We start from the raw sequence: 15,688 nt of genomic DNA on the forward strand, positions 1-15,688 counted from the left end.
GGCTTCGACTTTTCGGCTAACGCCGGCTCAGCCTGACAATGGTTTTCGTGATTTTTGATTATCGTTTCCTTCATGAGATTGCTTCGCTGTCGCTCGCAAAGACGTTGGCATAAAGTGAGGAGTTCGCCAAGGGCTTCGGCTTTTCGGCTGCGCCGGCTCAGCCTGACAATATTTTTATGCGATTTTCTCTTTCCGAATATTTTTTCGTTCTTTAACAGATGAAGCAACTGTTCTTTTTACTTTTTGTGATGGTTTTTGGGATTTCTGCAGGTCAAAATATTGGCCGCATCGAGATCAGCGGAACTGTCAAAGTACCGGCCGGTTCTGAGGCCGAAGGTATAACCATCTTCAACAAGAATTCTAATCGTGGTTCTGTTACCAATCAGCACGGGGAATACGAGATCGCGGTAGCTAAGGGAGATTCTCTTTATTTTTCAGCACTTCAATTCCAGGGAGTCCTGGTGGTAGTTGATGAAAAAGCTATCAAAGATCAAACCCTGCACGTGGAGATCCTTGAAGGTATAAATGAATTGCCCGAGGTGGTAGTGAGGGAACACGATCTTTCAGGAAATATTACTGCAGATCTCAAGAATATTAAGGTGGTAGAACTCAAACTTCCATCTTTTTCTGCTGCAGACATTAGTAAAATGTACCCTGACTGGCATCCTTCAGATGACGTACAGTCCGCTCCCCGGAATGCTGCCGTAGAGAGCAGTAGTGCCGGTTTGCAGAACGGAGCGAATCCGCTGGCTATTATTGGTGGATTAATCGAGTTGATCGTGCCTCCGCGCAAAAACAAGCCTGCACCTGAGCCTTATATAGGAAGGATCGAACTGGAAAAGATCGTTCGGGAGAAATATGGCGATGCCTTTTTTGCTGAGGTACTGAAGATCGAAAAAAAGGATATTAGTAACTTCTTCGACTTCTGTGAGGAAAGTGGCTTCCCCAGGAACCTGCTTAAAAAGGAAAAAGAAATGGACCTGCTCGAATACCTGCTTGAGAAGAGTGAGTTGTTCAGAGAGGCATAACAATAAAAGGCTTCGACATTTCGGCTTCGCCGGCTCAGCCTGACAAATATTTGATTACCGTTTCCGTTCATAAGATTGCTTCGCTGTCGCTCGCAAAGACGGTGGTATGATGTGAGGATTACCTTAAGGGCTTCGACTCTTCGGCTGCGCCGGCTCAGCCTGACATTGTTCTCTTGATGTCGTAAGAGGCCAAAAAGAAATTCAGTTAGCATATTAAACCTTTCTTAATTTTCAAAGTCTAAGCAGGTGTGGATCGCCCAAAGGTCTATCTTGGAACGCTCTTTGATTGTAGAGTGTTGATTTCCGAATCTTTACCCGGATAAAAAGAATGAGAACCTGTTTATGAAAAAATATTTTTTGCTTTTTATTGCCTTTTTGCCCCTGTTGTCTTTTGCCGTTCATAAATTCTACGTTAGCCAGACCGATGTGGTGTACAATGAAAAAACCAAATCTGTTGAGGTGATCTCTCACGTCTTTATTGATGACATGGAACAACTGCTTCAGGAACGTTACAGCAAAGAGCTTTTTTTAGTGAAAGGCGAAGAACATCCGCAGGCTGAATCTTACATAGAAAAATATTTTTTGAGCAAACTTCTTGTTTCCGTTAATGGAAAACAACGCGAGCTCAACTACATAGGTAAAGAATACAAAAATGATCAGCTGGTGCTGTATCTGGAGGCTGAAAAGGTGGAAAGGCCAAACAGCATCTCGGTTGAAAACATAGTTCTTTCCGACATTTTTCCGGAGCAAAAAAACGTCGTGAAAGTTGAATATAACGGCGATATAAAAAGCTTGCTGCTCAGCAGAGACAAGCCGGAAGGCTCGTTAATTTTCAGCGAATAATTGTTAAACTTCAGAAATAAATTATTTTTAGCAACCTAAACTTAAACTTTAAACATGAGAACATTTAAATCTGCACTCGTTGCATTTTTATTTCTGTTTTCTGCAGGCCTATTCGCTCAGGATACTGAGAACGGTCAGCAGCAGACAGAGGTAAAAGAAGCGGGGCACCTTAACCAAAACAAATTCAGACAGCTTTACCAGGAATTCTCAACTCCTAATCAATACCGCACCGCCAGTGGTGCACCGGGGCCGGCTTACTACCAGAATGAGGCCGATTATAAGATGAATATAGAGTTACACGACCGTGAGAAAAAGATCACCGGGCGTGAGACTATTACCTATCATAACAATTCCCCTTCAGATCTTGAATACCTGTGGGTGCAGCTTGACCAGAACATTCGTTCTAAAGAGTCAGTTGCTAAATTAAAAGATGGTAACGGAATTCCACCGGTAGCTCAACCGGGAAGCTTTGTGGCTGAGTATATGGAAGAAGATTTCGACGGTGGATTCAATATAACAAGTGTTACTGTTGATGGAAAACCACTTAATACCGTGATCAACCAGACAATGATGAGGGTAGACCTTCCGCAGCCATTAAAAGCCGGGGAGAGCTTCACTTTTGATATCGAGTGGTGGTACAACATCAACGATCACGTGGTTAACCGCGGCCGTTCAGGATATGAAGAATTTGCCAAAGACGGCAACAGGGCGTATGTGATTGCCCAATTCTTTCCAAGAATGGCAGTTTACAATGATGTTGAAGGCTGGCAGAATTACCAGTTCTGGGGGAATGGTGAGTTCGCCCTTCCTTTCGGAAACTACGAAGTGAGCATTACTGTGCCTGCTGACCACATTTTAGATGGTACGGGAGTGCTTCAGAATCCAAAAGAGGTGCTTACCAAAGAGCAGTATAAGCGCTATGAAAAAGCGAAAAAGACCTATGACAAACCTGTTATGGTGGTTACCCAGGAAGAAGCTGAAGCTGCTGAAAAAGGTTTTTCAACTGAGAAAAAGACATGGAAGCTGAAAGCTGAGAACGTTCGTGACTTTGCATTCGCTACCTCCCGAAAGTTCATCTGGGATATGATGGCTGTAAAAGTAGGAGGTAAGGATGTGATGGCTGTTTCCATGTATCCGAAAGAAGGAAATCCACTTTGGGAAGAGTACTCCACTAAAGCTGTGGCACATACCCTGGAATCATATTCAGATCATACTTTTGCCTACCCTTATCCAAAAGCGATTTCTGTTCATGCCAAAAACCAGGGAATGGAATATCCAATGATCTGCTGGAACTATGGTAGACCTGATGAGGACGGTACCTACAGTGACCGTGTAAAATACGGAATGATCAGTGTGATCATTCACGAGGTGGGGCACAACTTTTTCCCAATGATCGTGAATTCTGATGAGCGCCAGTGGGGATGGATGGATGAAGGTCTTGATACCTTTATGCAGTACATTGCCGAGCAGGAATTTGGAGAAAAGTATCCTGAAGCCATCGCGCCAAACACTAAATATCCTTCACGAAGAGGAGCTCCTTCCCAGATCGTGAACTATATGAAAGGAGATCAGAAGTATATTTCTCCAATCATGTCCAATCCGGAGAACGTTTACCAGCTTGGTAATAATGCCTACGGAAAACCTGCTACTGCATTGAACATCCTTCGGGAAACAGTGATGGGTAAAGAATTGTTTGACTATGCATTCAAAACCTACGCCCAGCGCTGGAAGTTCAAACATCCAACCCCCGAAGATTTCTTCAGAACTATGGAAGATGCTTCAGCTGTTGACCTTGATTGGTTCTGGAGAGGCTGGTTCTATACTACAGACTATGTGGATATAGGAGTAGAGGGAGTGAAAAAATATTTTGTAACAGACAAGCCTACCAAAGAAGGGAAAGATCTGCTTGCCCGTTACGGAATACAGGATCCGGATTCTGAAAACTTCCTTTATGTTGTAGAGGAAGGAAGCGAAGAAATGGAAGAAGGAATGAAAGGCAGATCTACGGTTGAGAATGCTCCGAAACTTCAGGAATACCTGATGGATAATTTTACTCCTGAGCAGAGAAAAGACATGAAAGCTCCCAAATACTTCTATGAAGTGATCTTTAACAAACCGGGAGGGCTGGTAATGCCGTTGATCGTTGAATATACTTATGCTGACGGTACTACTGAAAAAGTCACTTATCCGGCACAGATCTGGAGAAAGAATGATGACCAGGTGAGAAGAGCGGTAGCTTCAGATAAAGAGATCGTGAAGATCCAAGTAGATCCTGATTTAGAAACTGCTGATGTGAACACCGATAACAACTCCTGGCCACAGGAAATGAAGATCGATAAGTTCCAGGAGTTCAAAGCTCAGAACCAGGGTTAAAACCACCCCTGTCCACCGTGCGGTGGACTTCCCCTCCTTTAAAAGGAGGGGTGCCCAAAGGGCGGGGAGGTTTTGGTTCCCAAAAAAATAACAATTGAGAAAGCCGACTTTAACGAGTCGGTTTTTTTAATGACTGATATTGTGAGTATATTTGCAGCCTATGCAAACACTTCCACTTTTTATTAGCAGTGCCGAGATCGGTTTCATCATTTTTATTCTGGTGATGGTCTTTGGTGCCGATAAGATCCCTGAGATCGCCAAAGGTCTTGGAAAGGGAATGCGCAGCATTAAGAATGCCACCAACGATATCAAATCTGAGGTGATGCGCAGTGCTGATAAGCACGGAATGGACACCAAAGGTCTGCAGGATGGGGTTATGAAAGAGATCGACAAGGTAAAGGAGGATATCGAGGAGATCACGGGATCGGTGAAACGGAGGTTTTAAAGACAGTTGCCAATTATCAATTAACAAGGATCAGGTTCCCCGTCTTTGCGATGGAGGCCTCCAGGCCTACTGAAGCAATCTCCCTCTGAAGAAATTCTAATTTCTAGGTGAAACTATTTCCTGCCGGTAGGCAGGGGAGCCGAAAAAGTATTTTTTTTAGACAGGATTAATTTATCATAAGCTTTAGCTAATAGCTAACGGCCAATAGCCAAAAGCTTTTCTTAATAAGTGCATAAGTTTTTTTACCCCGACCCTAAAAGGTGAAAACTGATGCAAAAATTTTCCAGGAAATAAGAGCTAATAGCTAACGGCCAATAGCCAAAAGCTTTTTTTACCTTCGTACTTCTAACTTCTCCGCTTTGCCCCTAACCCTAAAGGGTGGCGGAGAATAATTTCATATGCTGAAGAGCTAATAGCTAACGGCCAATAGCCAAAGGCTTTTTTATACCTTCGTACTTCTAACTTCTAATTTCATACTTCGGATGCATTTTTTACCTCAAGAGATCGACGATTATGTCGTAGCACATTCGGCTAAAGAACCGGAACTGCTTCAGAAACTGAACAGGGAAACTAATCAAAAGGTACTGCAGCCGCGGATGCTCAGCGGGCATTACCAGGGAAGGCTGCTCAGTCTTCTGTCCAAACTGATACAGCCAACCAATATCCTTGAAATTGGTACTTACACAGGATACTCCGCACTCTGCCTGGCTGAGGGAATGAAAGTCGACGGAATTCTGCATACCATAGACATTAATGAAGAACTCTTTGATCTTCAAAAAAGGTATTTTGAGGCCTCTCCTTACGGACATCAGATCAAGCAACACCTTGGTGACGCCACAGAGATCATTCCTTCTTTAAAAGAATCCTTTGATCTGGTCTTTATCGACGCCGATAAACCCAACTACCCGGAATACTTCCAACTTATTATGGACAAGCTGAATCCGGGAGGAGTGATCCTTTCCGATAATGTTCTTTGGAGCGGAAAAGTGGTGGAGCCGGTAAAAGATGACGATGAATCCACTAAAGCTCTTCTGGAATACAATAAGCTTTTAGCTGAAGATGAGCGACTGGAAACGGTGATGTTGCCTGTCAGAGACGGACTTACGATTAGTAGGAGGAAATGGCATTAACTTTTTCCTCTAATTTATCTTTGTATTGAGCTGTTAGCCGTTAGCCCTTGGCCATTAGCTTTTGTTGTCATTCCAACGTATGAAGGGATCTAATCAAGAAAAGGTTTTTTGACATCTTATATTAATTTAAAGCTTTTAGCACTTGGGCACTGAAATTTTTCTCCATTGATTTTTGATTATATTGATTTGATAATCAATAATTCAAAGAATGAGAAATTTCAGAGAATACGACGTGTGGAAAGGTGGTATATCCTTCACGGCATCTGTTTATATATTTACCCGGGAGTTGCCAGATGAGGAAAAGTTCGGAATAATCAGTCAATTGCGAAGGGCAAGTACATCGATACCATCAAACATTGCTGAAGGATGCTCCCGTCACTCTGAAAATGATTTCGCCAGATTTATAGAAATAGCTTTAGGATCTGCTTTTGAGGTGGAGACACTCCTGGTTATTTGTAAAGAGGTAGGTTATATTACAAGGGATCAATTGGATGAACAGGTTAGCCAGTTACACGGAATCCAGCGAGGTCTCAATAGCCTTTACGGAAAATTGAAAGGAAGGTAAAACAAGCCTTTAGCTTTTAGTCTTGGCCATTGGCTTCTTTATTGTCAATCAGACGAGGGATCTTAAAGTAGGTTGAAAGGTCAGGTAAAGCTAATGGCTAACAGCCAACAGCCAATAGCTCTTTTAAGAAAGCCAACAGCTAATAGCCAAAAGCAAATGGCTCTTTTAACCTACTTTCTTACTTTTGGAAAAAATTCCATTCATGCAATTCCAAAACACCTTATCATACGCCCAACAACTCGATCAGAATGATCCCCTCAAAAACTACAGGTACAAATTCCATTTTCCGAAAGTGAATGGAAAAGATGTGATCTACTTTACAGGGAATTCATTGGGATTACAGCCTAAGAATGCAAAGAAATATGTGGATGAGGTGATGACCGATTGGGCGGAGCTGGCGGTGGAAGGACATTTTCAGGCGGAGAAGGCCTGGTGGGATTATCACGAGCGGTTTTCAGAAAAACTTGCACCTATCGTGGGCGCGAAACCTTCGGAAGTTACGGTGATGAATACCCTTACGGTCAATCTGCATTTACTGATGGTTTCCTTTTACCGGCCCACGAAACAGAGGTATAAGATCATTATGGAAGAAAAGGCTTTTCCGAGTGATCAATATATGATCGCCAGTCAGGTGAGGTTTCACGGACTATCTCCTGAGGAGGTCATTGTGGAGGTGAAAAAAAGAGAGGGAGAACATCATTTCAGACTGGAAGATATTCTGCAGACCATTAAAGAAGTAGGAGAGGAGTGCGCTTTAGTGTTAATGGGCGGAGTGAATTATTATAACGGGCAAGTGCTGGATATGGAAAGCATCACCAAAGCAGGAAAAGAAGTCGGAGCTTTTGTAGGCTGGGACCTCGCCCATGCTGCCGGAAATGTGGAGTTGAAACTCCACGAGTGGAATGTGGATTTCGCAGCCTGGTGCAGCTATAAGTACATGAATTCCGGTCCCGGGAACGCTTCCGGTTGTTTTATAAATGAGAAGTACCACAACCAAAAAGATATTCCGCGGTTTGAGGGCTGGTGGGGCCATAACAAGGAAAGACGTTTCCTAATGGAACCGGAATTCCAACCCGAACCCAATGCCAATGCCTGGCAGGTGAGCAATGCGCCTATCCTGGCTTTAGCTCCATATCTTGCATCTTTGGAACTGTTCGAAGAAGTTGGTATGCCTGCACTCATTCAAAAAAGGGATAAGATCGTGGCTTACCTGGAGTTCATTCTGCAGGAGATAGCCTCGGAAGTAGGAGGAGATTTCGAGATCATCACTCCGAAGGAACGCGGTACCCAGCTCTCTGTTTTTCTACACGGGCAGGGAAAAGAGCTGTTCCATTATCTGATGAAGAACGGAGTGATCACCGACTGGCGGGAGCCAAATGTGATACGGTTAGCACCGGCAGCGTTTTATTGTTCTTATGTAGATATGTGGAGGTTTGGGCAGGTGTTGAAGGGGTATTTTTCCTGAATTTAAATTTGGATCTCAATACTTATTACTCCACAATCCCTACTATTTCTCGCAAAGGTCGCAAAGACTAGCGCAAAGGAACGCAAAAGGTTTTGCGCAGATCTTCTCGGAATATAGCTCGGGTTTCCGTCTTTGCGAAGGAGTTCGAAAGAACGACTGAAGCAATCTGCTCCGGATGTGTTACAATTTTAATTCTTAGTTCAGACATGACTCTACTACTGGGCTGAGAGATTGCCGCGGTCGTCCCGAAAATTGGGACTCCCTCGCAATGACGTTTAAAAGCTACAGCCAATAGTTTAGAGCTTTTTCTTTTACAGCATCACTTCATCACTTCATCACATCATTACTTCATCACTTCCTCACAACCTCACTGCATAAAAAAAATCACTCAAATAAACATTTAGTTAAATAACTGGATGAAAATCAAATAATTATCACTAAATTAACATTCCCTCCAAAAATTGCTCCCCTTGTTATTGCGAATTATTAACCCTAACCAATAATAAGTTATGAGAAAATTGATGTACTTGCTATTTCTGATCCCTATGATGGTAATAGCTCAAGACCAAAGCAATGAGCAATATGCTGTTTTTGAAAATGCTCTTCTTACCCCGCAACCGGACAAGGTTCAGCAGTTCGAACAGGGCTTAGCCGCGCATAATAAGAAATTTCACGCTACCGAACCTTATGGGGTGCGTGTTTATTACATCGCTAACGGACCGAATGTAGGAAAGTATATCTGGGCGATGGGACCTATTCCGTGGAGCGCCATTGATGATCGCCCTGCAGATAAGGCACATGATGACGACTGGATCAATAATGTGGTAAAATATATGACCGCCGACTCAGATCAGACCTATTGGAAGTTCAATTCGGGACTATCTAACTTCGCTAAAGATTTCAAGGTTGATAACCTGTTAGTGGATATGTATGATATTAAGCGTTATGAAAATGAGCGGATGATGAAAGCTATGGAAAAAGTAGCTAAAGTGATGAAGGAAAAGTATCCTGATATGACCTATGGTGTCTATACCAATGAATTACCGTCAACTAAAGACGGCCGAGACTTGGCCATGGTATTTTTCTTTGATGAAATGGGCTGGATGGGAGAAGATTCCAAATTCGTGGAGAATTACAACCAGGTCTACGGAGAGAAGGGCTGGGATGATTTCATGAAGGAGTGGAAAGAGATCAGCGATGGAAAACAGTCCGAGCTCTGGAAGTACCAACCTGAACTCAGCGGACTCGGTGCTGATGTGACTGCTTCGGATAGACAGTAGTATTACTGAGAATCAAAATATAGACCCGGTTTTTTGGCCGGGTTTTTTTTGTGAATAGTGGGCAGAGGACAGTGGGCAGAGGTCAAGGTTTCATCAAAGTTTAAAATTCCAAGCTCAAGGTTCAGGGTTTAAGATTCAACGTTATGGGTTGCAGGGTTCCCGTCAGTTGGAGTAGCCCGGAGGGCGTATCGAGAACAAGGGGAATGGAACTCCGTCGACTTCTCGATACTTTTGTCTAAACCTGCCGGTTTTGACAAACACTCGAAGTGACGGCTACTCAATTCACGGCGATTTTGTGCAAACACTCGAAGTGAACAGCTATCAGCAAAAAGCCAACAGCTAAGGGCTAAGGGCTAACGGCTAAAGGCTTTTAGAAGAGATAAGAGAGAAGAGAACCGACAACCGAGAACTGACAACTGAGAACCGACAACCGGCTTCGACTTTTCGGCTGCTGCCGGCTCAGCCTGACAGAGGTAAATGTACTGACCCTCCTGCCTAAAGCTTCCGTGAGAAAGCAACCGAGAACTCCTTTACAAGATCACAGCATCACAGCATCACAGCATCACAGCATCACTCCGTCACTCCGTCACATCATCACCAAAACAAAAAAGCCCCCGAAAATATCCGGAGGCGTTTGAGTTATGGTAATAAAGACCTTCTACCAGAAAGCGGCACGGTTCTTTAAGCGATTCCAGAAGGTATTCTGTTCTTCGCCATAGGCATAGTAATACCCGTATTTGTTTCCGTAGCCGAACTGAGCGGCTTCCACATCATTGAGGATGTAGCCGACGCCGTGCAGTTTACCCTGTTCTTTGGCTTCAATACCAAAGTTAAGGAGTTTCTTTTCGGTGTAGCCTGCGCGGACAACGTAAAGCGTCAGGTCAGCGTATTTGTTAATGAGGAATGTGTCTGATACGAGCATTGCAGGTGCGGTATCCACGATCACATAGTCGTAGAGGTTCTCCAGTTCAGCGAACAAGACAGCGGTTCTTTCCTGTCTCCATAACTCAGATGGGTTAGGAGGGATACTTCCCGATGGTAACAGGTGAAGGTTCTTGTGTAGCTTAGAAGAAATTAAGATATCTTTTAGCTGCAGGTCCTTCTGTACGAGGTAATCACTTACCCCTCGCTGGTCTCTGGCAGTCGCCTCGTAACGCTGTAACTGCGGATTTCGCAGGTCAGCCCCAATGATAAGTACTTTTTTCTCTGCATTCGCCAGGGTCATGGCAAGGTTAAAGGCCGAAAAGGTCTTGCCTTCTCCTTTGATGGTCGAGGTGATGAAGATGATATTTCCTCCGGATTTATTACTTGTATTCACAAGCAGGTACTGCAGGTTCGTATGCAGGATCCTGAAGGACTCTGCCAGTACAGAACGGTCGTTGGTCTCAATAAGGTCGGTCTGGTTACGGGCGATCTTTGGGATCTCTCCTACAATAGGAATGCTCTTGGTGATCTTTTCAATATCTCCACGGCTCTGTACCTTATTGTTCAGCAGGTTTCGAACATAGATGATCAGGAACGGAATTAGAAGGCCGAGGATAAGAGCTGCCAAGAGAATGATCTTTGGTTTCGGAGAGACCGGTTCTTTGGAGCTGTACGCGGCATCAACGATCTTTGCTTTAGGAGCCGTAGCTGCAAGGGAAAGACTGGTCTCTTCCCTTTTTTGAAGCAGGAACAGGTAAAGCGCTTCTTTAATGTTCTGTTGTCTCTCAATACCACGGAACTGTTTTTCTTTGGAAGGTACCCCCGCGATCTGGGCATTGATGGTCGCTTCTCTGGCCGAAAGGTCTTTCTGCGAGATCAATAAGGAATTCCGGAGGTTCAGAAGGCTCTGCATGACGTTAGCCTTGATCTGTGATATCTGATTATTAAGATTGACGATTACAGGGTTCTTCTCAGTAGAACCCGAAAGGATGCGGTTGCGTTCCAATACCGTCTGATTATAGGACTGGATAGCGCTTACCAGGCTGGCTTCGTTAAAACCGAGATTGGCCGGTAAAAGTCCGTCCTTTTCATCATTCTTCAGGTATTCGATCATCGAGTTGGCCAGTTCCAGCTGGGTCTCCACTTCAAGCTGTTCTTTACGGAATTCGCTCGCGTTCTCAATGAACAGCTGCGATTCGGCCTGGATATTAGTAAGGCGGTTCTCAGTCTTGAATTCCTGTTTGCCGGTCTCCACAGAATCCAGTTCTGAAGAGATGATAGCCAAACGGTCTTCAATGAACTCAGCGGTATTTAAAGATACCTGGTTTTTATCTTCTATAGCTTCCCGGTTGTATTGATAGATCAGGCGGTCCAAAATATCCTGTGCTTTTTCCTGAACAGGATCCTGCAGGCTGAGCTCAATGAGGGTACTGTTCTTGTCGGTCAGGTTGACCTGCAATCTGTTCCGGTAACTTTCTACAGCTCCTTCGAGGCTTCCGAAGGAAACCAATATGGTCTTGTCTATTTTGTCCTGCCCCGTCTCAAAGTTTGGAGTTAAGATGATTCCGCCGAAAGGAAGTTCTACCGGAGTTCCAAAAGCTCCTTTTTTGGAGTATTCTATTTCGGGGTTGCTAATGCTGAAGCTGGTGGAATCAATTATGTCCACTGCAAAAGGTTTCAGGTCTTTTAGCTGATCTTCACGGTATTCCAGCACCTGGATATTGAAGGGGCGCTCCTTGTATAATTCGGTAGTGCGAACCGTACCATCTTCAAAATACCGCACTTGTAGCTGCAGGTGCTTACCTACATTGTGCAAAAGTCGGCGGGATTTAAGGATGCCTATCTCATTTTCAATGGAATTGGTTCCCAATCCGTTGAACATGCCAAGGTCAGCAAAGGCTGAAAGATCGGCTCCCGCTCCTTTTTTCTCTTCATCTTTGATAATAATAGTGGCTGCGGTATTATAGACCGGAGTGGTATAGCGCAGGTAGAGAAAAGCTCCAAGGACGCAGAATATTACACCTGCTAAAAACCAGGGCCAGTGGATGAGATACTTTTCCAGTTCTTCCCGAAGATTGATCTCTTCTTCCTGGGGGCGGTAGACCGGGGGTTGGTTATTTTGGGACATAGTTTATTTTGTTATCAGGATAGCCAAAGAGATTAATATTGAAGCTATTGAAATATATACTGAGGAGTTTCGGTTATAGGCAGCGCCCTGTTTCTGGGCTCCGTTAGGTTCTACATACACTACATCATTCTGCTGCAGGTAATAGAAAGGGGAATTCAATAAATTGCTGTCTGTAAGGTCAACATACTGATAGATCTTTCCTTTTTCAGTTTCCCTTATGATCAGAACGTTTGTTCGCTTTCCGTAGATGGTCAGGTCTCCGGCAAAGCCCAGGGCCTTATTGAGACTTAAATATTCGTCAGGAATACTGAAGGTGCCGGGGCGGTTCACCTCCCCAAGAACGGTCACCTGGAAATTGGCGATACGCGTGTTAACAATAGGGTTCTGCACGTAAGCGGAGATCTTTTCTTCCAGCATTTCTGAAAGCTCCTGCCTGTTAAGACCTCCCACGTGGATGGTACCCAGGACCGGAAATTCAATATTGCCAGCCCCGTCTACCAGGTAAGTTTGTAATTGGGGTTGGCCGGAAACACGGGTAGCATCTCCAGTACTCGGCATTCCCACTACCGGCAGGTTGAACGGCTGCACGGCTTCCAGGTTCTCTGCCGCCACGCTGATGGTAAGCAGGTCATTGGACTTTATTTCCAGACTCTTCTTTGATTCAGCAACCTCCTGTTCCAGAGCCTGCATATTCTGATAATAAGTGATCTTTTTTCCTGAGACACAGGAGCCGGCTAGCAGCAAGCTAAACGATCCGATGATCAGGGATAGGGAAAATCTGGTGTTCATGGTTAATTTTATGAGGTTGCGAAGATAATAGTTTAAGATTTGTTTAACAATGATGAAGTTGTTAATGTGGGGTTCGAAAAGAGAAAAAGAGAATAGAACAAAGAGTTAAGAATCACTGACTTATTTATTCAAGGTTCCAGGTTCCAAGTTGCAGGTTACAGGTTACCCGTCAGTTCGAGCCTGCCTACCGTCAGTTCGAGAGGATTGTATCGAGAACGACGGGACTTGAGGTCCGCCTCTGTTCTCGATACACCTTTTGCTCGCTTTACGCTCACAAAAGCCACTCGAACTGACGGCACGGATAAAAGCCAACAGCTAATGGCTACAAGCCTTCTAACTTCATACTTCTAAATTTTAACTTTCAAAGAGATCCCTCGTCGGCTTTTTCTCTTGTCGTCAAAAGAGCCTCTGTCGGGATGACAGTTACCTTCCCCGTCAGTTCGAGCCTGCCTGTCGGCAGACAGGTAGCCCGAAGGGCGTATCGAGAACAACGGGAATTGAAATCCGCCTCTTTTCTCGATACTTTTTCTTCACTTCCGCTCAGAAAAAACTCGAACTGACGGCGCGGATAAAAGTGAACAGCTAACTGTTAAAGGCCTTCTAACTTCCTACTTCTAAAATCTGACTTCCATAGAGATCCCTCGTCAGCTTTTCTCCTGTCGTCAAAAAGCCTCTGTCGGGATGACATTGGAGCTCAAATACCAAATCCCAAATCACCAATTAAGCAATTAACCAATCCCTAATCCCCGTTCTCCGATTCCAAGATTCGACTGAAATAGCCAAAAGCCAACAGCTAACGGCCAATGGCTAATAACTAAAGGCTAATGCCTACCGTCTAGCGACTGCACGAAGAGCTCATTATACTGCCTCAGCACATCATCCAGCCGGGGCATTCCCAGGCGATAGGATCGGGCCACCGGATCTTCGTTGTTGTAACTGTATTCCCAGCGGAATTCCTCGCTGGTTCTGAGTTCCAGTTTTTTGGTCCTGAAAATGGTACCGGGCCAGAGGGAGAAAGCGAACTGAAAACCGCCGGTCACCCCGGCGTCTGTCGCGGCTACGTGCAGGCCAATGTCTACAGTTCCATATTGACGGATAAGATCTACTCTGGCTCCTTTATCACCGAATAGGAACTGGCCAGCGCTGAACTTTCCGGTGAGGTTTTCGAAAAGCAGTCGGTATTCCATATCTGCCACGGCGTGAAAGGCATCGAGCTCTTCGGAATAAAAACTCCCGGCGTTCATCCAGTAAAAGCCGGTCAACCCGGTTTCGAGCCCGAAGCTCCAACGGGAATCAAGGGGTGCATAACGATATTGCAGATCAAACCCGTAGCGATCGTAATAAAAGGAGCCTATACTGGCGGCTAAAAAATGCGAATTTACTGGCTGGGTAAAGTAATGGATCATGCTGGGAGCGAGGCGGGGAGAGGTATCCTGCGCGTCCAGGTTATTCCGAACCGGAATGCTGATCCCCGTTTGCAAACTTAGTCCCGGCGCCAGGTAGATCCTGCTGTCCAGCACCACATTGAATTTTATCTGGAAAGGATCTGAGTAATACCCGAACCTGGCGGAGAAGTCGGGGTTGATCCTGAAGTGAAAACGATAAGAGGATAGGCTATTATTACTTCGGTAGAATTCTCTCTCTGCTTGTGAAAGCTGAAAAAACCTGTCACTTCCGGCAACATAATTTCCTATGGGCCGGTTGTGGTGCATCGGGATCCAGACCAGGGCTTTTTCTGTTTCATCCTGCAACATTAAACCGGCGTAGCGCATGGAGTGATATGGGCTGCGGAATTCCCGGTATTCAAAGAATACCTTCAGGGTGTCGGCTTCCTCCAGCACCTGCACATTTTCAAAGCCGGCTTTAAACAAATTTTGCCCTATTTCCTGAGCCGTGAGCGGACTCAACGACAGCAGCAATACTATTTTAATCCAAATCTTTTTCATAGCGTCTTAAAGCTCTAGGAGAAAAGTTTAAAGAAAAATTAGCTGCAGCGGTAAAGGCCCATTTCTTTCCTTCAAAAGTATGTCCTTGAAGGATCAACCAATTGGTTGGTTTTAAAAAAGCACCGGCGTTGATTGTGTGGGTATCATATTCCAGAAGAATACCTCCAAAAGAAACCGGTTGATAAGTGAGGCCTCCAAAGAAACCTTCCAAATAATTGCTGTGGCCGAATTCTGATTTTGTAATTATTTCTAAGGATTCTAGTCCGTTTTTTTTTGGATTTCGTCTGATTAGGTAGGAGGAACCATATCCCCCTGATAAGTTTATATTTCCAATAGAAGTGGAAATATTTTTTGTCAAAACCAGATAGTCATGAGCCATAACTGGAGAAACCGAGGCGGGAGGAGTCCAGCCGAGAACTACAGCTGGAAAATATTTTTGTTCTTTTAAAAGTAGGAATCTCAGGTCCAATTGTCTGTCGCCAACTCCAATTTTATCAGCCATATGTGGGCGGTGGGCAATACTTAATCCTACTTCCATAAAGGAGGTAAAGTTCACCCTGGCATTGTAGAAGTGTACAGTATTCCGGTCGTTTTCCGGAAGATTGAAGATAGAATATTCTGTAGGTAAATATCCGAAAGAAAGGGACAGGTCTTTTTGGGTGTTCCATTCGGCAGAGGGCGTGGCAATATACCCGGGTTTCCCTAAAAAATTTACCTGTCCGTAGCCGGAGAAAAACCCCAGCAGGGACAGGTAAAGAAAATGTTTTTTCAT

General features: G+C 44.5%; 12 protein-coding genes. 8 read left to right on the forward strand and 4 right to left on the reverse strand.

Annotated elements, in window-relative coordinates:
- The first annotated feature begins 218 nt into the window (after positions 1 to 218).
- The 8 genes from ACNORC_RS05780 to ACNORC_RS05815 all read left to right on the forward strand — a co-directional run bounded on the left by ACNORC_RS05780 (position 219) and on the right by ACNORC_RS05815 (position 9,129).
- Positions 219 to 1,028: a BamP family beta-assembly machinery protein gene (locus ACNORC_RS05780; RefSeq protein WP_418334676.1), complete on the forward strand. Its 810-nt coding sequence runs from the start codon at positions 219 to 221 to the stop codon at positions 1,026 to 1,028.
- A gap of 342 nt (positions 1,029 to 1,370) precedes the next feature.
- Positions 1,371 to 1,871, forward strand: coding sequence for a DUF6702 family protein (locus tag ACNORC_RS05785; protein WP_418334677.1), 501 nt, complete (start codon positions 1,371 to 1,373; stop codon positions 1,869 to 1,871).
- 54 nt (positions 1,872 to 1,925) lie between these two features.
- A complete protein-coding gene (locus ACNORC_RS05790) occupies positions 1,926 to 4,244 on the forward strand; it encodes a M1 family metallopeptidase (RefSeq protein ID WP_418334678.1) in 2,319 nt (772 codons plus the stop codon).
- A 160-nt stretch (positions 4,245 to 4,404) separates the two neighbouring features.
- The gene (locus ACNORC_RS05795; protein ID WP_418334679.1) at positions 4,405 to 4,689 is read left to right on the forward strand and encodes a Sec-independent protein translocase subunit TatA/TatB; all 285 of its coding nucleotides are present in this window, start codon (positions 4,405 to 4,407) and stop codon (positions 4,687 to 4,689) included.
- Between the two features lie 482 nt (positions 4,690 to 5,171).
- Positions 5,172 to 5,819, forward strand: a complete 648-nt coding sequence (locus ACNORC_RS05800; protein ID WP_418334680.1) for an O-methyltransferase — start codon at positions 5,172 to 5,174, stop codon at positions 5,817 to 5,819.
- Positions 5,820 to 6,027: 208 nt separating this feature from the next.
- Complete coding sequence (locus tag ACNORC_RS05805; RefSeq protein WP_418334681.1) at positions 6,028 to 6,384, forward strand: four helix bundle protein; 357 nt, start codon at positions 6,028 to 6,030, stop codon at positions 6,382 to 6,384.
- A 202-nt stretch (positions 6,385 to 6,586) separates the two neighbouring features.
- Positions 6,587 to 7,849, forward strand: coding sequence for a kynureninase (kynU, locus tag ACNORC_RS05810; RefSeq protein WP_418334682.1), 1,263 nt, complete (start codon positions 6,587 to 6,589; stop codon positions 7,847 to 7,849).
- A gap of 509 nt (positions 7,850 to 8,358) precedes the next feature.
- Positions 8,359 to 9,129 carry a hypothetical protein gene (locus ACNORC_RS05815; RefSeq protein ID WP_418334683.1) on the forward strand — a complete coding sequence of 257 codons (771 nt, stop codon included), beginning with the start codon at positions 8,359 to 8,361 and terminating at the stop codon, positions 9,127 to 9,129.
- A 658-nt stretch (positions 9,130 to 9,787) separates the two neighbouring features.
- On the opposite strand, the gene ACNORC_RS05820 is transcribed toward ACNORC_RS05815, so the two are convergent.
- From ACNORC_RS05820 to ACNORC_RS05835, 4 genes are all read right to left on the reverse strand, one after another.
- The gene (locus ACNORC_RS05820; RefSeq protein ID WP_418334684.1) at positions 9,788 to 12,181 is read right to left on the reverse strand and encodes a GumC family protein; all 2,394 of its coding nucleotides are present in this window, start codon (positions 12,179 to 12,181) and stop codon (positions 9,788 to 9,790) included.
- 3 nt (positions 12,182 to 12,184) lie between these two features.
- Complete coding sequence (locus tag ACNORC_RS05825; RefSeq protein WP_418334685.1) at positions 12,185 to 12,970, reverse strand: polysaccharide biosynthesis/export family protein; 786 nt, start codon at positions 12,968 to 12,970, stop codon at positions 12,185 to 12,187.
- Positions 12,971 to 13,791: 821 nt separating this feature from the next.
- Positions 13,792 to 14,916: a YjbH domain-containing protein gene (locus ACNORC_RS05830; RefSeq protein ID WP_418334686.1), complete on the reverse strand. Its 1,125-nt coding sequence runs from the start codon at positions 14,914 to 14,916 to the stop codon at positions 13,792 to 13,794.
- Positions 14,897 to 15,688, reverse strand: coding sequence for a YjbH domain-containing protein (locus tag ACNORC_RS05835; RefSeq protein ID WP_418334687.1), 792 nt, complete (start codon positions 15,686 to 15,688; stop codon positions 14,897 to 14,899). The genes ACNORC_RS05830 and ACNORC_RS05835 overlap by 20 nt, the downstream gene beginning before the upstream one ends.

Source organism: Salinimicrobium soli, assembly GCF_048323655.1.
GTDB classification, from domain to species: Bacteria; Bacteroidota; Bacteroidia; order Flavobacteriales; family Flavobacteriaceae; genus Salinimicrobium; species Salinimicrobium soli.